Raw genomic sequence first — 25,767 nt, forward strand, 5'->3', positions numbered from 1 at the left:
CCCAGCCCCGCCATGACAATCGGCAGGTCCGCGCAGGAACGTTCCCAGATGTTGGCGCGGATATGTTCCTCCAGCCTGTGGCGGTACAGCCCCTCCGAACAGCCCAAGCCCCCGCCCAGCACGATTTTTTCGGGATCGAGCATGTTCACGCTCTGCGCGATCAGGCGGCCTGCGATGCTGGCCGCGTCCTCGATCACGCCACGTGCGCGCGGGTCGCCCGATGCCGCAAGCGTTTCCAGCGCCTGCACACCGTCCCCCAGCGCGGGGCCGCCCCGTTCCATCCACAGCCGCTCCATCCCCAGGCCTGATGCGAAATCCTCTGGTGTGGCGATGCTCAGCCCCCCGCGGTCCGCCGTCGGAATGGCAAGGTCGGAACTGGCGAAATGGATGGCGAACCCATGCGCCCCCGTATAGGGACGCCCGTTGAGGCACAGCGTATAGCTGGTGCCAGAGCCAAGCGAGAAATAGGCGAAATTGTCACATGCCCGCCCCGCGCCAAAGCGGGCCTCGGCAAAGGCTGCGGCGCGCACGTCGCTTTCCACCCGGAGCGGCAGGCGCGTGCGTTCAGTGACCATCGCGACAAGATCCGGCAGCGGGAAGTTCCATGTGCTGCGGATATGTCCCGAAATATCGACCAGTTCAGGCACGGCGATGCCCACCGCCAGCGGGTCAAGCACATCGTCGAGGGTTGTTTTCAGCACGGCGGCGGCAATGGTTGCGATGTCATTGACAATCTCGCATGGCGCCCCCTGACGCCGCGTCGCGATGCGCATCAGCGAGCGGACATCGCCGCTGGCGAGATCCACAAGGCCCGCCGCGATTTTTGTCGCCCCGACATCAATGCCGATGATGCTGCGGTGGGGACCCCGGTTTTTCACAGGCCAAGCCGCCTGAGCACATCGCGGTTGTGGCGCGCCACGGGCAGCGGCTTGTCAGGGGGGCAGGGGTACATGTCCTGTTCCACCACGGCGAAACCGTCAAAGCCGCGTTCGCGCAGGAATTCAACCACCTTGGAAAAATCCATGACACCACGGTCAAGTTCGCACATCACGCCATTTTGGAAAACTTCCATGAACGGTGTGCTTTCAGCCATGGCCTTTGCATGGATCTCACCATCCATGTTCTTGAAATGGTAATATGGGATGCGTGCCGCGTGCTGGCGCATGAAGGCCAGCGCATCCGCACCGGCATAGGCATGGTGGCCAAAATCGAAGCACAGGCCGACATATTCCGCAGGTGTGTCCGAAAGCAGGCGCAGGATCTCGGCCTCGGTTTCTACGGCGGTGCCGACATGGGGGTGAAACAGCAGGTTCAGCCCGTATTCTTCGCGGATTTCACGTGCGATCGTGGTGATGACATGCATCATGTGTCCCCATCCCTGCGCCGTGGCGATACGCGCCGCCGGCGTGGGATAGGTATCGGAATCATCCATCAGCAACACCCATGGCGTGCCGGTGGCGGCCATCGTCTCGCATATGGGGCGCATCCGTTCGCGCAGTGTTTCAAGCGCGTTGGGCACAAGGAGGGGATGGACCAGCGCCGCGCCACACAGGCCAAGCCCGCGTGTGGACAGCGCATCAAGCAGGTGCGCCCGGTCTGTCGGGAGGTAGCCCCATGGGCCGAGTTCCGTCCACGCGTAACCAGCGGCCGCGACCTCGTCAAGGTAGCGTTCCCAAGGTGTCTGGCGTGGGTCGTTGGCGTACCAGACCCCCCATGCGTCGGGGGCGGTTGCGATCCGGATGGTCATGGTGTGTGGTCCTGTATGGTCGATGAAGGAAGGGTCGGTCGGTTGGCGCTGTCCCACCGGCCCAGTTGTGAAAGCCCGCCCAGTGCGGATGCCAGCGCCCCCAGTGCGTCGGCAGGCGTCGTGACGCCACGCAGGGCCTGCTGGAACTGGTTGGCCGCGATCCATGAAACGCGGGGATAGTCGATGCCTGTCGCGGCGATGGGGCGCAGGATCGGCGAGTCGAGGGCAGGGCGGAGGGTGCGCAGGATCGGGATCGCGCCCATGATGGAGGGATCATCCAGCAGCGTCATGCGCGCCGGGATATAAGCCCCCGCCACGGCCTGATGACGCTCAACCTCCTCGCTGGTCAGGTAACGCAGCAGGGATAGCGCCTGTATGGGATGCGCCGAATTGCGCGCAATGCCGAGATAGACGGTACCGTCCACGCCCGTTGCATTATCCGGGGCATGATCCGGGGCATCCCCCGCACCATCCGCGCGCGGCAGGGTCGCCACGCCCACCTTGCCCGCAACCGGGCTTTGCGGGTCGTTCAGCAGCGCCCACGCATAGACCCAGTTGCGCATGAAGACGGCATGCCCGGACTGAAAGGCGCCACGCGCGGCTTCCTCGTCATAGGTCAGCACGCCAGGGGGGGAGATGGTTCCCACCCATCCGGCGGCGCGGCCAAGGCCCCGGCGCATGGCTGGGGTATCAGCATGGACTGTACCGTCGGTGGATACCAGAGCATCCCCATTGGCGCCGAACCATTCAAGCGCGTTGCAGACAAGGCTTTCGCCCGTACGCCCCTGCCATACATACCCCCACATCGCCGCGTTCCCCGCGCGCCGTTGCGCATCCTGTATCGCGGCGGCGGTGCGTTGCAGGTCATCCCAGCGCGTGGGAACCGCAAGGCCATAGTGTTCAAGCAGGTCGCGACGGTAGAAAAGCAGCCCGATATCGCGATACCACGCCAGCGCCACGTGCCGTTTCCCCACGGTGAACGGGTGGGGCAGTGTGCGCGCGTCTTCGGCTGCGGGCGGAATATCGAGCAGCAGCGGCGAAAGTGCCCCGATCCATGTACCGTCCAGCACAAGCACATCCGCAACCGATGTCCGTGCCGACAGGAACTGCCGGTAGAGCGGCAGGACAGCGCCCCAGTCCGAGGGAAGGGGGAGGACACGGACCGTGGTGCCGGTCATGCGTGACCAGCCATCAACCGCATGATGGCACAGGGCCTGTTCCGTCCCGCTGGAGGCACACAGGACGGTCAGGCTGTCGCCCGCCGCGGTGGCAGGGGGGCAGAACAGCATCCATGCCAGTGGCAGGGCGGCAAGGTGGTGGACCCTCACTGTGTGTGGGCTTTCGTGTCATCCGTGCCATTGCGGTCCTGCACCGTCGCAAGGAACAGCGCCGCCGCCGTAAGCTGGGCCTGCGCGCCAGGCACGAACGGCGTGCCCGGCGCCCATGTCGCGCTGAAACGCGCGGATGGCCGGCGCGTCGCCCAGACATGGTTGCCTTCCTCCATCAGCCATGTCGCAAGCGTGGTGCGTTCCGGCCCATCAGGCAGGGCAGGCACGAGATGGCCGAGCGCACGCACGAAAATCCCCCGGAAAATCCATGCATCCATGTCCATGGGTTCGCGCGCCTCGTGAAAGGTGTCGTCCGGGCCGCGTGATGCCGCGATCGCAGCGGTGGCGATCCGGGCCGCCATCGCCATGTCCTGCGGGTCATGGCGCAGCGCCGGAAGGTCTGCCAGCGCATCGAGGATCACGCCCTGATTATAGCTGTAGGCCGGGCCACCATTGTTGGCGCAGTGCGCATCAAGGCCGTCATTGACAAGGCCCGCGGCATTGATCAGGCCGCTGTCACGCAGCCATGCCCAGCTTTTGCTGGCCCAGTCGCGATAGGTGGTGTCATGCGTCTGCTGGTACAACCGCAGGGCGGTGGCAAGGAAAAGTTCGTTGGTAATGGCGTTCTTGTAGGTCCGGGCATGGTCCCACCACACGCCCCCGCGGCAGTGTGCATCCCAGTACTGGTGCGCCACCATGTCGAAAATGCGTCGTGCATCGCTCAGCAGGGCCGGCATATGGGTAAGGCGCGCCATGTCCAGATCCGCCTGTGCCACCCACAGGTCATCATCATTGCCGTCCAGCCCCCGCCGGTTTGCCAGCGCCTGCATCGCCGTGGCGTGGAACCCCCGGTCGTTGGAGAGGTGTTCATAGTCACTGAGTGTGCTGATGATGACGAATCTTTGCCAGGCATGGATGTTACGCCAGTCCGCGCGGGCGGCATCCCAATAGGATGTTGAGAGTTCCCCCAACGCCTGACGTGCGCGGTGCAGTTCCCCATTCCCCGATTCCCCATCCCGCGCCCGCGCCACAGGTGACATCAGGAGCATGGCGGCCAGTATCGCCCCTGCCGCCACGGCGCGTCCGACCCGACCCCGGTGTCCCCCCACATGGACAGACGCGTGGGACGAAGGTGCATGCAAGGGGGATGTGCCGCGACAGGGTGCGTATGTCCGGGGTGGCGCGGTCGGCAAGGGGCGAAAGAGCATCACATATCCTGTTGATCCCGTGCGCATTTAATACTCACAATGGAATAAATCAGACAAGACTGTTTTTATCGTCATTGGCGGCATTCATTTTCCTATATGACGAATCTGCATATGGGTTTCGAATGGGGACGAAACGAATCCTGAGGGGTTTGAAGGGCGGAAAACCGTGTATTTCCCCGTCATCACGTCCCGATTGCTCGATTCCCAAGGATATTAAGTACATAATTAAGATTATATTGGGGGAGAGAGGGAGGAAAGACGGGATTTCATGACCGTCTCCTGTTGCGCCCATGGTTTTGTGCCAGTGACCGGGCAGGCATTGCGATATAGATGCCCACGCCGGGGGCGGGCGGGCATGTACAAGGCCGTTGCGTCAGGTTCCATCCAAATGAATATGCCTGTTTCCCCTATGGGCCGTAAAATGAATATTTTGCGAAAATATGATGAAATTTATTAGAACTGTTCCAATAAATTTTCCGGTTTGTCCGTATGGACACGGGGATGAAGGCGCAATGGCGGCCAGGGTGCCGGCGGGGCTGCAACCATGGGATGTCGGCCTGACTGTCATCATAGTTTCATGAAACTCCCGTTGCGAAATGGCGGTCTCTTCAAATAAATCAATTTAAGGAAATTAAGTGGCCGCGAAGGGGCAGGCATCATGACAAGACGGCTTTCTGTGGGATTGTTGGGCGCAGGAGAAGTGGCGCAGCTCATTCACCTTCCCATCTTTCATCAATTGTCGGACCGTTTTGACGTCGTGTCGCTTTATGATCCGTCCCCCACCGTGGTGGCCCGGGTTGCCGCGCATTGGTCAATCCCGCGTACGTATACTTCGGTGGAAGCTTTCCTGGCTGATCCCGCGCTTGATGCGGTCATGATCCTCAGCCCCGATCAGTTCCATGAAGAACATGCACGTGCGGCATTTGCGGCGGGACTGCATGTCTTCCTCGAAAAACCGGCCTGCCTGACGGATACGCAGTTTGCGCGCCTGCAAAAGGATTTCGAGGCATCGGACAGGGTGGGCATGGTTGGCTACATGCGCTGTTATGCCCCGGCGTTCACAAAAGCGCAGTCCCTGCTGCCAACGTTCAGGAAAATACGTCATGTGCGGGTGCGTGACATCATCTGCGAAGGACCATGGTTCTTTGATTCATGGGCACAGGTTGCCGTGCCGGATGGTGACATTCCACCTGATCTGCTGTCATCGGGACGGCAGGCGCGTCATGACGCGATCATGTCGGTCTGTGGCACCGATGCGCCTGCGCACCTGCTGCGGGGATATGAAGTTCTGACGGGTCTTGGCATCCATGCGTTTTCTGCGATGCGTGTGTTGCTTGGGCGGCCGCACCGGGTCATCGCGGCGCATATCGGCGCGTCGGGAACCGAAATCAATATCTGGTTTGATTACGGAACCTTTATCGCATCGTATGAATGCCTGATTGACGATGTCGCGCGTTTCGATTCCTCGCTGGAGGTCATTGGTGATACGCAACGCATGGAACTGCGTTATGATACGCCATATATCCGCAACCTGCCCGGTCGTGTCATCTTCCATGAAACCGTTGGTACAGACAACACGGTTACAGAATTCGGCCCCTATTACCAGGACCCGTTCCAGGCTGAACTGATTGCGTTTCACGCGGCGGTGCTCAATGGCGCACCCCTTGCCGATGCATTCCCGGATGCCGCCCATGACCTTGCCCTTTGTCGTGAAATCATGGTCGCAGCCAAAGCAAATCCTGCCGCCCCACCGGGGCGGTAATCATCCATTGAACGTCTGTGCAGGCACAGGGATTTTGAAAAAATCCTGTGTCTGCACGTAAATGCGGAGAAAATCCCGTGTCCAATCCCAGTCGGCGCCATTGTGGCTTTTTACAGTGTAAGAGTGCCATTACGCCGGTTCGATTGCTTTGGTGGCGCAGACTGTTTCTTCCCATAGCCCAGATACATACTCAGTTCGTCACCAAGTATATGTTCCATATCCCGGATACTCAGTTCCTGCAGCCAGTCGGCATCTCAAGGCAGGTCGTAGGGATGTCTTACGGAAACAAGTAATTCATCAAGTCGTTCGGGGCGAAGGGTCAGTCATGATTTCTTTTGGACATGCATGAATCAGAGCATTCGAACCCGAAAGACCGGACATTATTTGTCCAAACAGAAGCTTCATACAACCTGAGCATGACGCATCTTTTCCTTCAAGAGGCCCATTCGATGATATCGTTTAGAAAAGCCTTGACGAAATATCTGATCCCATTGACGACCCTTGGGGTCGTGGCGCCTGCAATGGCACAGGTGCCGCAAGACAGGGTCAGGACCCACCATAAAAAAACGGAACGACAGTCCGGCCTTTCCGTTCCCGTTGGCGTGGCAACGGCCACTGCAGGCAATCTCACCCCGGGGCAGACGGAAAGAATCAATGTCAGGGCAGTACATAGCGGAACGGAAGCTGCTGCCCTTGATGAACAGCGCCGCAGTGTTGGTGTGGCAAGCGTCATGTCACGTGAACAGCTTGAGCGTGCGCCGGAGACGAACCTGTCGGATATCCTAACCCGCCTGCCAGGCGTATCTGCCTATAGCGACATGGGTGGGGGGCAAGCGGCGACGGGTGAGTCACAGTATATGACGATCCGTGGCCTTGATTCCAGCTATAATGCCTACACATTAAACGGCGAGCGTATTGCCCCGGCTGATCCTTCCACACGTGCGATTTCATTCGATATGCTCGCGCCATATGGTATTACTTCGATCAAGGTCTCAAAAAGTACGACTGCTGACATGGATGGGGATGCCATTGGTGGTGCCATTGATATCCGTACCCCGACGGCCTTTGATTTTTCCGGTCCTTACCAGAAAGTTACTCTGCAGGGGCAGTTGAATGACAAGGCTGCACAGATCGGTACGCAGGATCTGGGTGGTACAGCACAAGTGGAATTCGCCCGACGCTTTGGCAAGGACGGACAATTTGGCATTTATGCGACCGGATATTATTCATCAAAAAACGTTCTGGCTGATGCAGTTTCTCCAAATACGGCTTACGCCCCTACCCTGCTGTCACAAGCAGGAGTGACCAGCCTGAATCAGGCGTCGCAGCTTTCGACACAGCAGTTGAAATACGATCTTTTTTCAAGTGCCATCAAACGGTATGGCGGTTCGCTGTCGCTCAATTACAAAGGCGATAACCAGGAAGTCTATTTTCTGGGTACGTATGGACAATATAATGTTCAGATGAACGATAATCAGGTGTCGTTGCGCGGCGCGGATCCCAGCTATAACGCCAACGGCATATATCAGTCTGCGGATGCAACGCGTGGGCAGTATTTCGAAACTGATGATTCGGCACAATTACTGACGACACAGAAACTGGGTGGGATTACACGCACCGATGACTGGACCATCAATTACGATGTGTTCAATAGTTATGGCGTACAGTCCAGCCCAAATCAGGTCGAGGCCAGCATGTATGGCAACACGACCGTTACTGGCCCCTTTATGTCTGATGTCGCAAATACGACACTTCCGCGCCTGATGGCATCATCTGCTGCGATGTCACAGCTTTATAATCAGAATACTGATCGTTTTTGGAAAACACAGGGGCGTGACTCCCAGAGTACGGCGGACATGTTTGGGATACACGCGGATGCTGCCTATCGCTTCCATTCCGATATCCTGAAATCCGTTGTATTTGGTTTCAAAATTAGTGATACACAGCGTGAGGCTTGGCGCCATCCGTATTTCCACGATGACAACAATTTCGTGTATGATGGGCCATTTTTCGGTGGTGAAAATTGGGCTTATAATAATGCAGCAGGACCAGTTATCGGGAATATTCCAGGCCGGAATGTAAATGCATTCAGTGGAGCCGCAGGTGATTTCCGTCTGCTTGATCGTGACTGGGTTAAAAATACAACTGTCCCTTACAAATACCAGAATGATCCGAACGGCGCCGGAAATTATACAAAAAACGACTGGAACGCGAATACAAGTCGTGGTTCAGAGCGGATCTACGCAGGTTTTGTGGAGTTGAACTTGCAGGCAGGGCCGGTCGATATCCATCCTGGATTCCGTTATGAATATACGGATTTTGATGGGTCGCACTGGAAGTCAAACGGCGATGATGCAACGGGCGAATTCATCAAGGTACGGCAGTCTTATGGCATGCCGCTGCCCTACCTTAACATCAATTATCGTCCTACCGACTACAGCGTCCTACGTTTCTCTGTCCGTCGTTCACTGACCCGTCCGGCATTCGGGCTCATTAATGGCGCAACCTCGCTTACGCTGGATTCATTGACCAATCGCGTTATTTCCGTATCGCAGCCCAATCCGAATCTGCGCCCGACCACTGCTAATGTCTTTGATCTGTCAGGTGAACTTTACAACCGCCATTCCGGCGTGCTTTCTGCGTCGCTTTATTATAAGCAGATCCAGAAATTTATCTTCACATCCGTATCAGGCACATCGAACAGTGCAACGCTGGGCGGGAATGTGCCCACCAATGCCTATACGAACAATGGTACAGAATATCAAATGCCCATGAATGGGGGGAGCGCCATACTCGAAGGAATTGAACTCAATGCTCAGCAGCCCTTGTATTTTCTGCCCCGCTGGCTGAGCGGCTTTGGTGTGAACGGCAATGTTACGCTCCAGCATTCAAACGCCAAAAGCAACGTTACTGGGCATCCCGACACTGCGCTGCCGCGTGCACCATCGCTGATGTATAATGTTGGCGTTTTCTATAACCGTGGTCCGGTACATTTCGACTTGAACTACAATTATACCGGCACACAGTTGCTTAGCGTGAACTCGTCGCTGCCGGACTTTTATCTGCAGCCAACGCGACGCCTTGATCTCAGTGTGAAATACAAATTCGGCTGGGGCCTGACCGGGACGCTGGCGATGCAGAACCTGCTCAATACGCCGGCATATTGGGAAACAATGGGCAAGAAAAAGACCTACCTTGCCTATGATGGTTCGGCCAATGGTGCCTTCGTGCAGACGGGGAGGATGTATCTCGTCGGGCTGTCCGGGCAGTTCTGATGAAGATATTCCTCATGCGTTCCTACTGCTGGTACATTACCATGCTGGCTGCGTCCTTTGTGACGGTAGCCGGTATGGCATGGGCTACCCCTTCTTCCAATCCAACATCCCTGCGGCTGGACCAGTTGCAGGTGATCGGATCACACAACAGCTACCATGCCGGGGTTAACCCCGGCATTCTTGCGCAGGTGCGTCAGAGTGCGCCCGATCTTGCGCAGTTGCTTGAATATGCTCATCCCTCGCTTGCGACACAACTTGACCTTGGCGTGCGCCAGCTTGAACTGGATGTCTATGCCGATAGCCACGGTGGCCGGTTTGCTAACCCGCACCGTCCTGGTCACCCGGAAGAGAAATGGCCCCTGCTCCCGAATGAGGCCGCGCTTATGCGGCAGCCCGGTTTCAAGGTCATGCATATTCCTGATATTGACCAACATGCAAACTGTCAGCCATTCAAGGCATGTCTGCAGGAAATTCACGACTGGTCGCGTGCCCACCCCGGCCATGTTCCGGTTTTCGTAATCCTGGAGATTGAACAGTCAAATGATATTCCAGGCGCCACACCAGTTGAACGTTTCACTCCCCTGATGTTCGATATGCTCGACAGTACAATACGTTCCGTCTTTGCACCGGATGAACTGCTGACACCTGATGATGTCCGCGGGCATGAACCGACACTTGCAACCGCTATAGCAGCACATGGGTGGCCGACCCTGGCGGGTAGTCGCGGTAGGGTCGTCTTCTTGCTTGACCAACGCAGTAACAGTCTTCCCTATCTCAAGGGGCATGCAGCCCTGATGGGGCGTGTTGCATTTACCAATGCGCCCCCCGACGCATCTGATGCTGCCTTTACGGAACTCAATGACGGACCGGCCAGTCAGGTCACGACACTTGTTCGTCGCCATCTGTTGGTGCGCACACGTGCTGATGTCAACACGGTCGAAGCACGCAGTGGCGATACCGTGCGACGCGATGTAATGCTGGCCAGTGGGGCGCAGATTGTCAGTACGGATTTCCCTGATGGTGAGCCTGCGTCCTGGAGCGGATATCGTGTCGGTTTTCCTGCGGGTGGTCCGGTACGCTGCAATCCTGTCAGTGCGCCATCAGATTGTGTCTCACGTCTGATTGATCCCACGTTCCGCGATGGCCTGCATCTGCAACGGGTCATCATGGTCATGCGCCATGGGATACGTTCTGCTCTTTCGGGTCAGGAACCAAAGACCGCATCCCCGGCTGGCGGATGGCCGCGATGGGAGGTCGCCGGAGGAGACCTGACGCCACATGGTGCTGCCGGTATGCGGGCGAATGGGCGCTTTGCGCGTCAGTGGCTGGATGAAAATGGCGTCGTTCCAGCCCAAGGCTGTCCTGCACCTGGCATACTGACGGTCCACGCCAATTCGGAACCACGCACGATCTCCAGCGCGCAGGCCTTTGCTAATGGTTTTGCCCCTGCCTGTGCAGTTACAATCATGCATCTTGCACCAGGGGTGCATGATCCGATTTTTTCACCCCTCGATGCCGATCCCGACCGCTTCGACATGCGTGCGATCGTACCGCAGCTACCGGATGCGGCCCAGGCTTTTGCATCGCATCAAGACGTGCTGCATATTCTTGGCCAACTGGTTCGTTGCAATAACGGTCTATGTAATTTTATCACTACGCCGGCTCATGTCGAACCCAATGCATCCAATCACGGCTTGAATCTGTCCGGTTCAATTCGCGAGGGATCTTCGATAGCTGAAGCTTTGATGCTGGCGTACCTGGATGGTAAGCCGGAGATTCCTGACGGTAAAATACGGGTTGATGCAGATCTGCTTGGCCAACTCTCCGTGCTTCATGCCACGATGCTCGATACGATTGTGCGACCACCTGCCATTGCTGAACCGCAATCACGCGATTTGCGCCGATATCTGCTGCGTGACCTGTCTGACGAATCTGGGGTGGGGTTGCGGTTGTATGTAGGCCATGACGATACCATTGCTCCGCTGCTTGGCCTGATGGACACCCATATACGTGCGCCAGGGTACGCTGCAGATGAAATTCCTGTTGGCTCAGCACTCGGGTTTGCCGTTTATGGGAATGACACCGGCAGGACCAATATTCGTGTTTTCTTTCAATCCCAAAGACCCGAAGATCTGCGCACACATCCTGAAAGCGCCATGCCTTCGGTCAGCTTCCCTGTCGTACCGGGCTGTACGGGAAAAGCGGGACTATGTACACTTGATGAATTACGCACCATATTTCAGGCTGAACCAGTACAGGACAGTCCTTCTTCTAGAACACACATAGAGTGATCAGGAGTGTCTAAGCCGGACTTTGATGATTTTATGTGATGAATCAAGATGAATATGGGATGTATCAAACCCGCATCCTGACGCCTCATTGATGTGGTGGGACGCGTAACCCCTCTGCTGTCCCGTCTGTCAGGTTCAGATGTCGGGGTCTGTGGGTCGTACACGTGTATGCTGCGGTAATGACGATGCGGTGCAAAGGGGACCATCGACCCACGGGTGTGGATGTAGGGGGGCAGGGTCCCCCTCATCTGGCATGGGCTGCGCCCCTGCGGGCTTTTGGCGCATCTCCACAGGTGTTACCTGCGGTTGCCCACGCATACAGTGTTGTGAAATTTAGGGAGTTGAAAAGGGCGCCCATATTTCATACGGTGGGCCACCAAAAATAATAATAAAAAGAAAACGTAAAAAATGAAATTTACATCATAATTTTAAGTCGAATCCATTCCTGTTGGGAAAGGATGCGGCATATGTCAGGCGGCCCGTCCTGTCGGTCCGCATGGCCGGTTTCCCTGACCTGTCAGGGGTAATGCCCGTTCATGGCGATGGACGGGACTCCCTGTATTGCGTGCGATATTACCATGCCTATGTTGCGTGTTTATTTTCGTGGGATCGGCGGGCGGCTATTCCCCTTTTGGCTCGTGGCGTGGGGTCTGGCCTGTCATGGCTGGACCGTTGCGGGTCATGGGGCGGAACCCGTGCGCCGCGTCACGCCTTCAGCCATCGTGACGCAGCCCACGATACCAAATATATCCGCACCCGCGGCACCGCCCAGGAAGGTCAAGCGGCCCATCGCGGAAGAACGGCTGGATGCGTTGTTCAATACCGAAAGTATTTCGGCATTATTGAGCCATAATGACGACGCCCTGCGCAAAAGCGACCTTAGTGCGGGGTATTTTGTTGCGGAACAGTCCTTTGGGAACCTCGTGCCCCAGATCAGGCCATGGCGGGAGTGGTTGAGCAATCGCGGATTTACGTTCGAACTGACCTACAAGGGCGAGAGCATGGCCAATGTGGGCGGTGGCCTGTCCAAAGGGATTGATTACGTGCATGACCTGCGTGTCAGCATGTTGTTCGACCTTGGCAGGCTGATCGGGCTTGATGGCTGGTTCCTGCACGGCATCGTCATGAACCGTGAGGGGCGGCAGGTGGGGTGGGACCATGTCGGTGAACGCAATGTCCTGCTGACCGAGGTCTGGAGCATCCATGGTCCGGCGGCAGCGCGTCTGGCGGACCTGTATGTCGAAAAATCCTTCCTGCATCACCGCATCAACATCAATGTCGGTCGCATCGCGCTGACCCATACCTATGGCACGTCAGTATTGTTGTGTACCTTCATGATGCAGTGTTCCGCGCCGATGGCCATCCGTGAACCACCGGGGTGGAGTGTCTATCCCAAGACATCATGGGGCGGGACCGTGCGGTTTCGCCCGACGCGCGACCTGACATTACGGACCGGGATCTACAAGATCGGGCCAAAGGTGCAGGACAATACCGGCTGGGCCTGGGGGAGTGAAACCACCACCGGGGTCCAGACACCGGTTGAGCTGACATGGGAGCCATTTTTCGGCGCACGCAATCTGCCGGGCCATTACAAATTCGGCTTTGGTCATGATACGTCACCCTATCCCGACCTGATCGGCGCGATTCCGGCGGCCTATCGGGCGTATATTCACGCGCATAAGGAAAAGCCGCGCGATACATTCTATATCGAGGCGGACCAGATGGTGTATCGCAAGCATGGCGAGCATCAGATGGCTGGTGGCTATCTGTTGGCGGGATATATTCATAATACACCAAGTATTTCGACCTTTTCGGACGAGTTCTATTTTGGCGCTTCCCTGCTGGGGCTGATCCCGCACAGGCCCTATGACCGTTTTGGCGTAATGTATTCCTATTACCAGATGAGTTCACGCCTGACCTATGGCCAGAGCCTGCGTCAGGCAGCGGGCCTGCCGATGGGGGCATATGTCAATGGACCGCAGACCCATTCCGCTGTGTTGGAGGCATATTACGGCATTCCCGTCACGCCCGGTCTGGTGGTGACGCCGGAGTTTGAATATATGATGCGTCCTGGCGAAACCTCGGTTATTCCCAACGCCATGCTGGTTGGACTGAAGGTCATTGCCAACCTTTAGCAGGCTGCCTGCGATAATAAATCGACAAAAAACATGGAAATATTCAGTATTTTTCGAAAGTTTTTGGGAAAAATATTTACCGGAAATATTTATTTTTAGAAAATGACTGGACCTGACCTTTCAGGCGACAGCTTTACGGTCATGAAGGAAGGTTTGGGAATATTTTCAAAAAATCTTTAATATAAAAAGTTTTTTTTGAAAAAATATCTATTGTGGAATTGCCGGTTACCATCCTGTGACTGTATCGTTTGCCGGTCACGTAATCGTTCAGGCGGTCGCCCCTTCGTGAAGACCCCGACGCATGGTTGCCCCCCTCAGGGCATGGCACAGTCCCGGTCAGAAAATATGGATGGTACAAGGTGATGGTACAGGGTATGGATACGAAGAATAATATGGACGGCCCGGCCATCACGGGGGGCTTGGGTGATGGGGGAATCGCCACGGCCCGTCATGTGGTGGCTGCCTCGCTTTTGGCATGGATGCTTGATGCGTGTGATTTCTTCATTGTCCTTTTCACACTTGATGATGTTGCACGCAGCTTTCATGTTTCGCTCGAAAGTGTGCTGCTTGCCCCGACGCTGACACTGCTGACCCGGCCCATCGGGGCGTTCATATGCGGGCGCGCGGCGGATCGGTACGGGCGCAAGCCCGTGATGATCACCACGATCATGGTCTATTCCCTGATCGAGGTCATGTCGGCCTTTGCCCCGACGCTTGCGACGTTTCTGTGCCTGCGTGCACTTTTCGGGATCGCCCTGGGTGGGGAATGGGGGGTTGGTACTTCTCTGATTATGGAAAGCGTCCCGGCCTCATGGCGGGGCATGGCGTCGGGCATCCTGCAGGCGGGCTATCCGGCGGGCTATCTGCTGGCCTCGCTTGCGTTTCTTTTGCTGCCGGTCATGGGGTGGCGGGGGCTGTTCGTGCTGGGCGGTGGGGCGTTGTTTTCCGCGCTGTATATCTGGGCGCGTGTGCCCGAAAGCCCGCAATGGCTGGCACGGCAGCGCGCGGGCCATGCGGATGCGACGCAGGCTGAGGGCCTGTGGCCTGTCATCCGGGGTCATTTCGCGCTGTGCGTGTTTGCCGTGACGCTGATGGCGGCCTTCAATTTCATGAGCCATGGTTCACAGGATCTGTATCCCAAAATCTTCCTTGGGCTGGAACGCGGATTGCCCCACCCCTCCATTACGCTGATTGTTGTGCTGTACAATATTGCCGCCATCGCGGGTGGGATGTTCTTTGGCATCCTGTCGCAACGTATCGGGCGACAGTACAGCATCGCGTTGGCTGTTGCGCTGACGTTGCCACTGCTGGCGCTGTGGACGCTGCCGCAATCGGTGGCATGGCTGACGGTGGGGGCGGTATGCATACAGTTCTGCATCCAGGGCGCGTGGGGCGTTGTGCCCGCCTACCTCAGCGAACTGTCCCCGCCATCGGTGCGTGCGACGTTTCCCGGCCTTGCCTATCAATGCGGAAACCTGATCGCGGCAAGCAATGCGCTGTTGCAGACGGGCATTGCCTCTTTCCTTGGCACGGGGCTTGCGCCTGCGCTGATGTTCACGGTGGGTGGGGGGGCGCTGGTGGTGCTGGTCTTGACCCTGCTTAACGCGCGGCGGCATCGTGCGGTGATGTAGGGGCCGTCGCGCGCCGGGCTGTCGCGCCCGCCATGATGGGGTGGCCCGCGGTTTTGCGGAAGGGATTGCATGCACCATCGTGACCTGAACCTGCTTGTGGCGCTGGATGTGCTGCTTGAGGAAGGCAGCGTCGCCGCTGCCGCGCGGCGCATGAACCTCAGCCCCCCAGCCATGAGCCGCACCCTGTCACGCATTCGCGTGGCGTTTGACGACCCGATTTTCGTGCAGGCCGGGCGTCGCATGACACCCACGCCACGCGCGCTGGAACTGCAACAGCAGGTGCATGCCGTCGTGGCGCAGGCGACCGGCCTGTTTCGCAATGACGCGCATCTGGACCTGTCGCGCATCAGCCCGGTTTTTACCATACAGGCCGATGATCTGTTTCTTGGTGCGCTGGGGGCGGCCCTTCTGGAACGATTACGTAATGAGTGTCCCGGCGTCACCTTGCGTTTCATTTCCCATGACCGCCATGATGATGTCAGCCTCAGCCTGCGTGAACGCCATGCCGACCTGTTTATCGGCGCGCCCCTGCCATTCAAGCCGGAAATCCGTACACAAAGCCTGTTTACAACCGGTTTTCGTGGTTTCGCGCGCAAGGCCCATCCGATTTTCCAACAGCCCGTGACGCTTGAACGCTTTGTGCAGTTCGACCAGATCAGCATTTCGCGTCAGGAACGCTATAGCGGCGCAATCGACGAGATGCTGGCGGCGCGTGGGCTTACGCGTCGGATTGTGCTGATTGTACCAACATTTTTCACGATGATTGAGACATTGCGTGGTTATGACCTGATCATGCTGATGCCTGATATCGTGATCGAGACCCTGCCCCACCGTGAAATCGGCCTGCGGGCATTCGAACTGCCGTTCCATACGCCGCCGCTGACGGGGTTGCAGGCGTGGCATCCGCGCAATGACAAGGATGCGCTGCATCGGTGGTTGCGGCGCACGGTGCGCGAATTATGCCTGAAAATGAAAAATGGACACCCCGTGTCAGATGCACCAGACGCACTCAACGAGTGAGGCAATTGCAATTTATTTATCCAAGTCCCGCCCATAGATTGACCCCGCGATCAATGCGAGGTCTTCATGCCATCCACCACCGTCACGGGATCGCCCGAAGAATTATCCGCAGGACCAGCCGGACAATTTTCCAAGGGCGCGGGCCATGGGCCGATGTCCGTGCTGCCCATGCCCGCCGTGTCCCTGCCTGGCGCACCTGTCATGCCGGGGGATACCCCATCGGGGGATACCGTGCCGGGCAATGGCACGCCTGTCGTGCATGCCGCCCCACCCCTGCCGTCCTATATCCCGCCGTTTGGCATGCGTACGGTTGTGGGCTGTCTTGGCATGCTGCTTGCGGTGCATGTCGCGGGTTTTAATGAACATGTAACCGAAATCGGGCTGTCGGACATCCGTGGTGCGATGCATATCGGCCACGATGAAGGTACGTGGGTGATCTCCATCTACGAGGCGTTCAATATTGCGGCCATGGCGTTTACGCCCTGGTTTTACATGTCGTTTTCCATCTATCGCTTTTCCATATTCATGACCGCGACGATGGCGCTGCTGTCCATTCCCGCACCGTTCATGCCCGATGTGACGTCGTTGTGCATCCTGCGCGCGGCACAGGGGCTGGCGGGGGGATGCCTGCCGCCGGTGCTGATGACGGTCATGTTGAAATATCTGCCGCCACAGATCCGGGTCTTTGGTATCGCCGGATATGCCATGAGCGCCACCTTCGGCCCCAACCTTGGTGTCCCGCTAGAGGCATTCTGGTTCGAGGATATGGGCTGGCGGTGGCTGTACTGGGAAATCGTGCCCATGGCGGCGGTGGCGAGCGTGATGATGGCCTATGGCCTGCCGCGTGATCCCATGCACCTTGAACGGTTTGAAAAATTCAACTGGCTCGGCCTGCTGATGGGGTTGCCCGCGATCTGCGCGCTTGTGACCGTGCTGTACCAGGGGGACCGGCTGGACTGGTTCCGCTCCCCCGTGATTACGGACCTTGCTTTCTGGGGTGGGGCGGCCTTTGTCGTCTTTGTGGTGAACGAGGCCTTTCACCCCAGCCCCTATTTCAAGATCCAGTACTGGCAGAGCCGCAATATCCAGGCATCCCTTCTGTCGCTGATCGGTATTCTTGCGATCTGTGCGTTGATGACGGATGTGCCGGTCACGTATCTGGAGGCGGTGCGCGGCTACCGTCCGGTGCAGGCTGCGCCGATTTCACTGGTGGTTGCCCTGCCGCAACTGCTGATGCTGCCGCTGATTGCCGCGATCTGCAACAGTCGCAAGGTGGACTGCCGCTATATCCTTTCGGGGGGGATGCTGTGCCTTGCGCTGGCAAGCTGGCTGGGCACGTGGCTGACGGTGGACTGGGTGCGTGACAATTTCTATCCCATCCAGATCCTTCAGGTCTTTGGACAGCCGATGACCGTCATTCCCACGCTGATGCTTTCGACAATGGCGCTGGGGCCTGCGGACGGGCCGTTCATCTCCGGCATGGTCAACCTGCTCAAGGGGCTGGCGAACGCGGTGGCCTTCGCCCTGTTTTCCACATTGTCGCGGCGGCGTGAACAGTACCACTCCACCATGCTGCTTGACCATCATGGCGCCCATGCGACTTCCCTGTCGGGGCAGGGCGACCCGATTGCGGGGCAGCTTTCGGCCACGTCGCCAGATGGCGGGCATGTGGCGGCCAACATATTGCAGGTGTTCCATACCTATGTCCATGAACAGGCGCTCGTGCTGGCGTTGGTGGATATCTATTTCCTGCTGGTCTGGGCGTGCCTTGGCTATGCGGTGATGAACCTGCTCCTGCCGCGCCGTGTCTATCCCCCCCGTGCCCCATCTCCATCGCAACATGCCGGATAGGCATGACAGGAACAGGCCATGATCTATACGAAACCCCTTCTCATTTCCGGTGCGACGGCCATTGTGCTGGCGTGTGGGGCATATGTCGGCACGCGCCTCGTCAATGGCAACGGTGTGGATGAATATACCAACGATGCCTATGTCACCGCCGATTTCACGACCGTAGCGCCCAAGGTTGCAGGCCGTATCGACCGCGTGGTGGCGCAGGATAACGAACATGTCCGCCCTGGCGAGGAGCTGGCCCATATCGAGGATGACGATTACCGCGCGGCGCTGGAGGTCGCACGCGGCAATGTCGCGGCGGCACAGGGAGAGGTCGCGAACCTGGACGCCGAACTTGGCCGGCAGCAGGCGGTCATCGCGGGTGCGCGGGCGGCGGTCATGGCCGACCAGGCGGCGTTGGTATTCGCGCGCCAGAACGCGGCGCGGTACCGCAACCTGTCGGTGGGCGGTGCGGGCACGGTGGAACAGCGCCAGTCGTCCGACGCGCGACAGAGCGAGGCAGAGGCCACCGTGGCGCGCGATCAGGCGGCGGTGGACGCAGCGGTGGGGCAGGTGTCCGTCCTGCAGGCGCAGGTGCAGCGCGCGCAGGGTAATCTGCTGCGGGCGAATGGGGCGCTGCATCAGGCCACGCTGAACCTGTCGTACTGCACCATTCCTGCCCCGGTGGAGGGGGTGGTGGGCGAACGTGGCGTGCGTGTGGGGGCCTATGTCCATCCGGGCACGGGGCTGCTGGCGGTGGTGCCGACGCAGGCGGCCTATGTTCTGGCCAATTTCCAGGAAACACAGTTGACGCATGTGCGTACCGGACAGGCGGCGACCATCTGGGTCGATACCTTCCCCGGACGCCCGCTCCACGCGCATGTCGACAGTCTTGCCCCCGCCACGGGCGTCGCCTTCGCCCCGATCCAGCCCGATAACGCCACCGGCAATTTTACCAAGGTGGTACAACGTATCCCGGTCAAGCTGGTCTTTGATCCCGGGCAGCCACTTGCGGCGATGGTCCGTGTCGGCATGTCGGTGGAAGCACGGATCAACACCGCCTCCGCCCCCGATGGGATACATGCGCATGACGAGCGGTACATATGGCAGTGAATCTCATGACCCGTCTTTGTAGGGTGCGTGCGCGCCTGTCGGGTGGCATTGCGCTGCTGGCGCTTGCGGGATGCGCGGTGGGGCCGGATTATCACAAGCCACGCAACATCGCCCCCCACGACTGGCACCAGAGCATGCCCCCCGCGCAAAGCGCGGTGGCCGAGACCGGCATGGATGCGCGGTGGTGGTCGATCTTTCATGATCCCACCCTGAATGCGCTGGAGGCGGAGGTCGTGCGGGCCAATCTTGACCTGCGTGCCGCCGCCTACCGCTTTGCGCAGAGCATGGCCGAACGCAGGATCGCCAGCGCGGCACAGTTCCCCCATGCGCAGGCCAACGCATCCTATGCCCGCGAACGTGCCAGCACGAATGGCGTGCTTGGCCTGCTGGGTGTGATGGAACAGCAGGGCGCGGGCACCATTGCCAGTGGGACGCAGGGGTTTGGCCCCACCGCCTTGCCCGGCCGTGTGGGCAATCCGTCGTTCAACCTGCCGCAATATGGCATGAATGCATCGTGGGAAGTGGATTTCTGGGGCCATGTCCGCCGACAGGTGGAGGCCGCGACCGCCGCCATGCATGCGACCGAGGATATGCGCCGCGATGTGCTGGTGTCGCTGATGGCGGAAACGGCGCAGGATTATATCGAATTGCGCGGGGTGCAGGCGCGGATCGCGATTGTCGAACATAATATCGACATCGCGAAACATAGTGTGGACCTGACGACGCAGCGTTATGCCCAGGGTGCGGCGACGCGGCTGGATGTGGCTGATTCCACGGGACAGCTTCACACGTTCGAATCACACCTGCCGGTGTTGAAAAGCCAGGAAATCCATCTGCTGAATGCGCTCAGTTTCCTTGTCGCGCGCGAACCGGGCGCACTGACGGCACTGTTGGGCGCGCCGGCCGCCATTCCGCCGGTGCCTGATTCGGTGCCGGTGGGCCTGCCTTCGGAACTGGTCGATCGCAGGCCGGACATCCGCATGGCCGAAGAACGGCTGCATGCCGCCACCGCCAATATCGGCGTGGCCGTGGCGGATTTTTTCCCCCGTGTCACCCTGTCAGGCAGCCTTGATGTACAGGCGTTGCAATTCAGTGGGCTGGGGTCGTGGGCGTCGCGGCAATATGGTTTTGGCCCGACCGCGACCTTCCCTATTTTCGAGGGCGGCCGCCTGACGGGGCAGTTGCGCCTGCGCAGGGCGCAGCAGAAGGAAGCGGCCATCATGTTGCAGCGGACCATCCTGAAGGCATGGCAGGAAGTTGACGATGCGATGGCCGATTTTTCCGCAGCCCAGGGCCAGCGTGACCGGTTGGCCGAGGCCGTGGCGGAAAACCAGATCGCGGTCGATACGGCGCAGGCGCAGTATGTGCAGGGGGCGTCGGACTTCCTGAATGTGCTGACGATGCAAAATGCCCTGCTGGCGACGCAAAGCGAACTGGTGCAGGCGACGACGCATGTTTCCACATCGGTTGCACGACTTTACCGTGCGCTGGGTGGCGGGTGGGAGACGGCCTTTCCCTTGCCACCAGCCAGGCACGGCCATGCGACACAGGCCACCAGCACGGGGAAATGATGATGATCGAGGTGCGCAAGGCCGGGATGGCCGGATGCCTGCATGATGCCGGGGTGACATTACGCTGTCACTTTGCCTTTCGTACCTGCGGGGATGCGGGGCGGGTGCATTGGGGGCGGTTGCGCGTGGTTAATGTCGCAACCATGGCGCCGGGCGCGACCTTTGCGCTGGGGGCAGAGGAAAATACCGAGATCCTGACATGGACAGGGGCGCAGGAGCTGTATTTTTCCGGCCCCGGTTTCGTATCCTCCACCCTGCCACCGGGCAGCGTGCAGGCACTTGGCGCCGGTGACGGGGTCAATGGCCCTGCATGGCGGGCGGGTGCGGCCGGTGGCGGGTTCATCCAGTTCTGGTTCCTGCCTGATGATGAAGGTGGCAGCCCGGTTGTGGACGTGCGCACCGCCTGCCCCATGCGCGAAGATGGTGGTTTTCGTATCCTCGCCTCCGGCTTTCCCGAAGATGACCCGGAGGCGGAATCCGATATTACCGATGGCGCCCCGTTGACCATCCGGGCAAGTGCGCGGCTGCTGGATGCCACAGTGCGTGCGGGTGACAGCGCGGTTTATGCGACCGTGCCGGGGCGGGCGCTGTATCTTCTGGTGGTGTCGGGGGCGGTGGCGGTCGATGGGCGCGCACTTGATGCGGGGGATGCGGCAGCGGTCAGGGCCTGCACGGGGATCAAGCTTACTGCCAGCACGGCGGCGTATGTCATGCTGGCCGATATCGGGGAATAAGCGGCCTACGAACGCCACTGAAGGTTATCAATGGAAGGTTCATGGCAACATTGCCCCAATGGTGCCGAAAGATATGTCCGCGGATGCTTTTCCCGGATCTCTTCGCCGTTCTTTATCCCAGGGATGCCTATCCGTCGTTTACTGCCTTGCTGCCACGTGGCCGCAGTTCGCCCACGATCACCCCGGCGATGATGAACAATGCGCCCAGCAGGGCAAGAGGGGGCAGGCGTTCACCCGCGATACGCCCAATGATACCGGCCCAGACAGGCTCCCCCGCATAGATGACGGTGGCGCGTGTGGGTGAAATGGCCTTCTGTGCCCAGTTCATCGTCAACTGGATCAGGGCGCTGGCAATACCCAGTCCCCCGCTACAGACCAGCCAGACCCATGAAAAGCCGGGGATTGCCTCACCCCCCAGGGGCATTGTGGCAAAGGCCAGTATCCCCGCCACCAGAAGCTGCACCACCGTGACACGCCTGCTGTCCACCTGGGCCGCAAACCGGCTGATAAGGATGATCTCGCTTGCGATCGCCACGGTTCCCAGCAGGGTTGCCGCCTCGCCCCGGCTGAAGGCCCCGCCACCGGCATCCGGTCCCGCCAGCAGGAGAAGCCCGCCAAAGGCAAGGGCAATGCCGACCCAGTTCATCAGATGCGGCATGCGATGCAGCACGACCCATTGCAGCACCGGCACCATGGGCACGTACATTGCGGTGATGAATGCGGACTGGCTGCTGGTGATGCTTTGCAGGCCATAGGTCTGCAGGCTGTAACCCAGGAAGATGCTGATGCCGATTGCAATCCCCGCGCCCAGTTCACGCATGGTGAGGGCACGCATGCATTTATGGAAAACCAGCAGGCTTGCCCCCCCGGCGGCAAGGAAGCGGAGTGCGACAAAGAACAGCGGGCCGCACGACCGCATCGCCAGATGCACGATCAGGAACGTCGTGCCCCAGATCACGGTGACACCGATCAATGCGGCTTCCTGCCGTGAAAGCGGGAATGAAGTGGGGCGGGTGGTCGGGGTTACGTGCTGCATGCGCCGTCTATACACATACCATGGCGTCCCGCCCACCCATGATGGCGGTTTCGTGCAGTCGGGTGGCATGAAGATTTTATGAATGATTGCTGATGCAGGCACAATGTTTCGTAATCGAAAGTAAAGTGCCGGAGGTCGCACCAAGGTTTTGCGTCGCAGCGGCGCGCCAATCCTTGAAAAGAGGGAATGTGCGGGCAGCCTGTTGAGACGTAATAATGAAAAACTTTTCTGCGATGTCTTCGGAAGGTTGTTTAGAGACTGTTTGAAAAAAGTAAATCTGATAAGATCGTGAAATAATAAAAGTTTTTGGTGAAGATTTTTTCAAAAATCTTCGAAAGACGTCGCCTTTTTCGATCGAAAGGCAACGCCAAAAATCTTTTTCTATTGTTTATCAAGGGCCTGTTTTCAAGCAATCTCTCAGGAAAAATTATCCAGATATTTTACTATATTACAAAGGGTTTTTCAAAAAAGCTTTCACGGTGTTGCGGGATGTTTTCCATGTCAAAATATTTCTGATACTGCGTTGAACATAATGATAGAAATATTTATATTAAATATGAATTTTATTGAAAATATTCACTGTAATTCATACGGAATTTATTTATTTTTGAACTTATAATGATAATTTTTATTACATGATTATTTTTTGAACCCAGGAACCGCTATCATGGAACATCGTTGAGTCGTCCACAGCGGTCCTTGGGGGATTGCATTCCCAATGCGGGTTTGCGCACGCAATGGGGGAAACAGGGATTCCCGTGTGTCGCTGTACTCTCAGGAGGAGATGACCATGACCCATCACATATATCACAGCCCCAATGTCGGCATGTACACCATGGCCCCGGCGGACCGTCACGGCGGGGGTGGTACGCCAGACATGCCCGGTAATTTCGCCAATGATCCCAAACAGGCATCGGGGGCGGGCCATAAAGGAGGGCGGCACAGTCCGGGACATCTTGCCAACGCCCCCAGACGTGCGGCAGAGGCCGGCCATAAGGGTGGACAGCAGAGTTCGGGCAACTTTGCCAATGACCCGCAACGTGCGGCCGACGCCGGCAGGAAGGGCGGTCTGCACAGCCACGACAAGACATGAACGCCACCTGAAAAGACGGGACCCGCAATGGGTCCCGTTTTATTGTAGGGTTTGGGTAAAAAACAAATAAAACACAGGATGTTTGAAAATTTATGGAAATTTCATAGAGGAAGATATTTCAGGAATCCTGAACATTCATCGTATTCGTAAAAATGAAATGGTGAAAACATTTCTATGGTTGTGTCATATCGCCCCGGCCGGATGCCATTCGCATGCGTGTAACCTGCCTGCCGCGCCACAGCACCAGTAGACCCAGTGCGGCGGCATAACCGACACTGGTGGGGGTATAGGTCTTGAACGCCATCAGGAAATGCACAGCGGCAAGGATCGCCACGCCATAGGTCAGGCGATGCAGCCCCCGCCACCGGCGGCCCAATGTGCGTATTGACCATGTATTTGATGTCAGCGCCAGCGGCACCAGCAATGTGAACGCGCCTGCCCCGATCATCAGGAAGGGACGGTGCGTGATGTCGCGCCACAGCACGGCCATGTCGAATTGCTGGTCCAGTGCGACATAGACCGCCACATGCATGCACGCATACCAGAAAACCAGCAGCCCGAACGTCCGGCGATAGCGCAGCAGGCTGTATCCGCTGACCTCGCGCAGGGGGGTGATGCACAGTGTCACCAGCAGGAAACGTACGGCCCACAGCCCCAGCCAGCGTTCAAAGACGTTGACCGGGTCCGCCCCCAACTGGTCATGCGCGCCGTACCAGAAATACAGGGCCGCCGGCATCAGGCCAAGCAGCGTGATAACCCATGTTTCAAACCGCCATGGCATGACGGTCCGATGACGTGGCGGGCCGCTGATATAGGGCATGTCAGAACTGTGCCCGCAGGTTCATCTGTCCATACAATCCGGCGACCTGTTCGCCATATCCGTTGAACATCAATGTTTTTTTCCGGCCGCCCCCAAAAAAGCCACTGGCGCCGATGACGCGTTCTGTCGCCTGGCTCCATCTTGGGTGGTCAACGTCGGGATTGACGTTGGCAAAGAACCCGTATTCCGTGGGGTCCATGCGGTTCCATGTCGTGGGGGGCATCTGTTCCACCAGCCGGATGCGCGTGATCGACTTGATCCCCTTGAACCCGTATTTCCAGGGCACCACCAATCGCACCGGCGCGCCGTTCTGGTTGGGCAATGTCTGCCCATACAGCCCCACCGCAAGGAAGGTGAGGGGATGCATCGCCTCATCCAGCCGCAATCCCTCCACATACGGCCATGGCAGGGTGTCAAGGACGGCGCGCTGTCCGGGCATCTGTTGGGGGCGGACGACGGACTCAAACGCGACATAGCGGGCGCTGCCCAATGGCTCTGCCTGTTTGAGCAACGTCGCCAGCGCAAAGCCGTCCCATGGGATGACCATGGACCATGCCTCCACGCAGCGCATGCGGTATAACCGCTCTTCCAGCGTCATCGTGGCCATTAACTGGTCGATGTCCCATATGCGGGGATGCGCCACCAGTCCTTCGACCGACAGGGTCCATGGGCGTGGCTGGAAGCCGGCACCATAAGCGGAAGGATCGGCCTTCCCCATCCCGAATTCATAGAAATTATTGTAATGCGTGATGTCTTCCAGCGACGTTGGCCTGTCGGTGGCCTGAAACGGGCCGGGCTGTGTCCGCAGGGCCGCCGCCATGGCGGGGCCTGTATGGCTGAACGGCGCGGCAACGGCGGCCAGCGAGGCAGCAGCCATGAAATGACGGCGGTTCATCCATGCCGCGTGTGGCGTGATTTCGCTGGGGCGGGGATGGGGATAGGACCAGCGTGCCATGTATGCCTCTTTCCCGGTGGGAGGCCCCGAAAGGGGGAACGACCATATTGGGCATTGTCCATGCACAGGGCAAGGGAACAATCCGTGGGGCGTGGGTCCATCATATAAGAGAGTGTTTGAAAAAAATAAGAAAAGTTTCTGGGTGTCGCCTTTTTTCAAAAAGGCGGCGTTTTCTGAAGCTTTTTGGAAAAAGCTTCACCAAAAACCTTTATAAT

The 25,767-nt window shown here is 58.3% G+C and carries 18 protein-coding genes; 11 read left to right on the forward strand and 7 right to left on the reverse strand.

Features of this window, described 5'->3' with window-relative positions; translation table 11 throughout:
* The 4 genes from B7G66_RS09205 to B7G66_RS09220 form a co-directional block, all read right to left on the reverse strand.
* Window positions 1–878 (reverse strand): ROK family protein (locus tag B7G66_RS09205; protein WP_048859127.1); only part of this gene is annotated, 878 nt, incomplete at its 3' end.
* Entirely contained in the window at window positions 875–1,747 is an 873-nt protein-coding gene (locus B7G66_RS09210; protein WP_003621358.1) for a sugar phosphate isomerase/epimerase family protein, read from the reverse strand. The genes B7G66_RS09205 and B7G66_RS09210, both read right to left, overlap by 4 nt.
* The gene (locus B7G66_RS09215) at window positions 1,744–3,075 is read right to left on the reverse strand and encodes an extracellular solute-binding protein (protein ID WP_003621360.1); all 1,332 of its coding nucleotides are present in this window, start codon (window positions 3,073–3,075) and stop codon (window positions 1,744–1,746) included. Before B7G66_RS09215 ends, B7G66_RS09210 begins: the two co-directional genes overlap by 4 nt.
* Window positions 3,072–4,283: a glycoside hydrolase family 76 protein gene (locus B7G66_RS09220; protein ID WP_225578735.1), complete on the reverse strand. Its 1,212-nt coding sequence runs from the start codon at window positions 4,281–4,283 to the stop codon at window positions 3,072–3,074. Before B7G66_RS09220 ends, B7G66_RS09215 begins: the two co-directional genes overlap by 4 nt.
* A 658-nt stretch (window positions 4,284–4,941) precedes the next feature.
* Here B7G66_RS09220 and B7G66_RS09225 point away from each other — a divergent pair.
* The 10 genes from B7G66_RS09225 (at window position 4,942) to B7G66_RS09270 (ending at window position 21,648) form a co-directional block, all read left to right on the forward strand.
* The gene (locus B7G66_RS09225) at window positions 4,942–6,045 is read left to right on the forward strand and encodes a Gfo/Idh/MocA family oxidoreductase (protein WP_040510980.1); all 1,104 of its coding nucleotides are present in this window, start codon (window positions 4,942–4,944) and stop codon (window positions 6,043–6,045) included.
* A 341-nt stretch (window positions 6,046–6,386) separates the two neighbouring features.
* Window positions 6,387–9,320: a TonB-dependent receptor gene (locus B7G66_RS09230; protein ID WP_080937659.1), complete on the forward strand. Its 2,934-nt coding sequence runs from the start codon at window positions 6,387–6,389 to the stop codon at window positions 9,318–9,320.
* A complete protein-coding gene (locus B7G66_RS09235) occupies window positions 9,320–11,611 on the forward strand; it encodes a Ca2+-dependent phosphoinositide-specific phospholipase C (RefSeq protein ID WP_064478798.1) in 2,292 nt (763 codons plus the stop codon). The genes B7G66_RS09230 and B7G66_RS09235 overlap by 1 nt, the downstream gene beginning before the upstream one ends.
* A 584-nt stretch (window positions 11,612–12,195) precedes the next feature.
* Entirely contained in the window at window positions 12,196–13,746 is a 1,551-nt protein-coding gene (locus tag B7G66_RS09240; protein WP_003621376.1) for a carbohydrate porin, read from the forward strand.
* 392 nt (window positions 13,747–14,138) lie between these two features.
* Entirely contained in the window at window positions 14,139–15,377 is a 1,239-nt protein-coding gene (locus B7G66_RS09245; RefSeq protein WP_040512604.1) for an MFS transporter, read from the forward strand.
* A 69-nt stretch (window positions 15,378–15,446) separates the two neighbouring features.
* Entirely contained in the window at window positions 15,447–16,397 is a 951-nt protein-coding gene (locus B7G66_RS09250) for a LysR family transcriptional regulator (protein WP_003621380.1), read from the forward strand.
* 201 nt (window positions 16,398–16,598) lie between these two features.
* Complete coding sequence (locus B7G66_RS09255; RefSeq protein ID WP_048859131.1) at window positions 16,599–18,248, forward strand: MFS transporter; 1,650 nt, start codon at window positions 16,599–16,601, stop codon at window positions 18,246–18,248.
* Between the two features lie 18 nt (window positions 18,249–18,266).
* A complete protein-coding gene (locus B7G66_RS09260) occupies window positions 18,267–19,343 on the forward strand; it encodes an HlyD family secretion protein (RefSeq protein ID WP_003621384.1) in 1,077 nt (358 codons plus the stop codon).
* A 5-nt stretch (window positions 19,344–19,348) separates the two neighbouring features.
* On the forward strand, window positions 19,349–20,914 hold the full coding sequence (locus tag B7G66_RS09265; RefSeq protein WP_040512607.1) for an efflux transporter outer membrane subunit: 1,566 nt from the start codon (window positions 19,349–19,351) through the stop codon (window positions 20,912–20,914).
* On the forward strand, window positions 20,911–21,648 hold the full coding sequence (locus tag B7G66_RS09270; RefSeq protein ID WP_003621389.1) for a pirin family protein: 738 nt from the start codon (window positions 20,911–20,913) through the stop codon (window positions 21,646–21,648). The genes B7G66_RS09265 and B7G66_RS09270 overlap by 4 nt, the downstream gene beginning before the upstream one ends.
* A gap of 127 nt (window positions 21,649–21,775) precedes the next feature.
* On the opposite strand, the gene B7G66_RS09275 is transcribed toward B7G66_RS09270, so the two are convergent.
* Entirely contained in the window at window positions 21,776–22,684 is a 909-nt protein-coding gene (locus B7G66_RS09275; protein WP_003621390.1) for a DMT family transporter, read from the reverse strand.
* Window positions 22,685–23,474: 790 nt separating this feature from the next.
* Between B7G66_RS09275 and B7G66_RS09280 the strand changes: the two genes are divergently transcribed.
* The gene (locus B7G66_RS09280) at window positions 23,475–23,777 is read left to right on the forward strand and encodes a con-10 family general stress protein (protein ID WP_040512611.1); all 303 of its coding nucleotides are present in this window, start codon (window positions 23,475–23,477) and stop codon (window positions 23,775–23,777) included.
* A 172-nt stretch (window positions 23,778–23,949) separates the two neighbouring features.
* On the opposite strand, the gene msrQ is transcribed toward B7G66_RS09280, so the two are convergent.
* Together msrQ and msrP are read right to left on the reverse strand one after the other, a co-directional pair.
* The gene (msrQ, locus tag B7G66_RS09285; RefSeq protein WP_003621392.1) at window positions 23,950–24,597 is read right to left on the reverse strand and encodes a protein-methionine-sulfoxide reductase heme-binding subunit MsrQ; all 648 of its coding nucleotides are present in this window, start codon (window positions 24,595–24,597) and stop codon (window positions 23,950–23,952) included.
* A 1-nt stretch (window position 24,598) separates the two neighbouring features.
* Complete coding sequence (msrP, locus tag B7G66_RS09290) at window positions 24,599–25,552, reverse strand: protein-methionine-sulfoxide reductase catalytic subunit MsrP (protein ID WP_003621393.1); 954 nt, start codon at window positions 25,550–25,552, stop codon at window positions 24,599–24,601.
* Window positions 25,553–25,767 lie beyond the last annotated feature (215 nt).

This window comes from Novacetimonas hansenii JCM 7643, assembly GCF_000964405.1.
In the GTDB taxonomy this organism is placed as follows: domain Bacteria; phylum Pseudomonadota; class Alphaproteobacteria; order Acetobacterales; family Acetobacteraceae; genus Novacetimonas; species Novacetimonas hansenii.

Coding starts and splice junctions, on each gene's coding strand:
- B7G66_RS09240 (WP_003621376.1), top strand. CDS start 12,196: ATGTTGCGTGTTTATTTTCGTGGGATCGGCGGGCGGCTATTCCCCTTT.
- B7G66_RS09245 (WP_040512604.1), top strand. CDS start 14,139: ATGGACGGCCCGGCCATCACGGGGGGCTTGGGTGATGGGGGAATCGCC.
- B7G66_RS09230 (WP_080937659.1), top strand. CDS start 6,387: ATGCATGAATCAGAGCATTCGAACCCGAAAGACCGGACATTATTTGTC.
- B7G66_RS09210 (WP_003621358.1), bottom strand. CDS start 1,747: ATGACCATCCGGATCGCAACCGCCCCCGACGCATGGGGGGTCTGGTAC.
- B7G66_RS09275 (WP_003621390.1), bottom strand. CDS start 22,684: ATGCAGCACGTAACCCCGACCACCCGCCCCACTTCATTCCCGCTTTCA.
- B7G66_RS09225 (WP_040510980.1), top strand. CDS start 4,942: ATGACAAGACGGCTTTCTGTGGGATTGTTGGGCGCAGGAGAAGTGGCG.
- B7G66_RS09280 (WP_040512611.1), top strand. CDS start 23,475: ATGACCCATCACATATATCACAGCCCCAATGTCGGCATGTACACCATG.
- B7G66_RS09220 (WP_225578735.1), bottom strand. CDS start 4,283: ATGCTCTTTCGCCCCTTGCCGACCGCGCCACCCCGGACATACGCACCC.
- B7G66_RS09270 (WP_003621389.1), top strand. CDS start 20,911: ATGATGATGATCGAGGTGCGCAAGGCCGGGATGGCCGGATGCCTGCAT.
- B7G66_RS09255 (WP_048859131.1), top strand. CDS start 16,599: ATGCCGGGGGATACCCCATCGGGGGATACCGTGCCGGGCAATGGCACG.
- msrQ (WP_003621392.1), bottom strand. CDS start 24,597: ATGCCCTATATCAGCGGCCCGCCACGTCATCGGACCGTCATGCCATGG.
- B7G66_RS09235 (WP_064478798.1), top strand. CDS start 9,320: ATGAAGATATTCCTCATGCGTTCCTACTGCTGGTACATTACCATGCTG.
- B7G66_RS09260 (WP_003621384.1), top strand. CDS start 18,267: ATGATCTATACGAAACCCCTTCTCATTTCCGGTGCGACGGCCATTGTG.
- B7G66_RS09265 (WP_040512607.1), top strand. CDS start 19,349: ATGACCCGTCTTTGTAGGGTGCGTGCGCGCCTGTCGGGTGGCATTGCG.
- msrP (WP_003621393.1), bottom strand. CDS start 25,552: ATGGCACGCTGGTCCTATCCCCATCCCCGCCCCAGCGAAATCACGCCA.
- B7G66_RS09250 (WP_003621380.1), top strand. CDS start 15,447: ATGCACCATCGTGACCTGAACCTGCTTGTGGCGCTGGATGTGCTGCTT.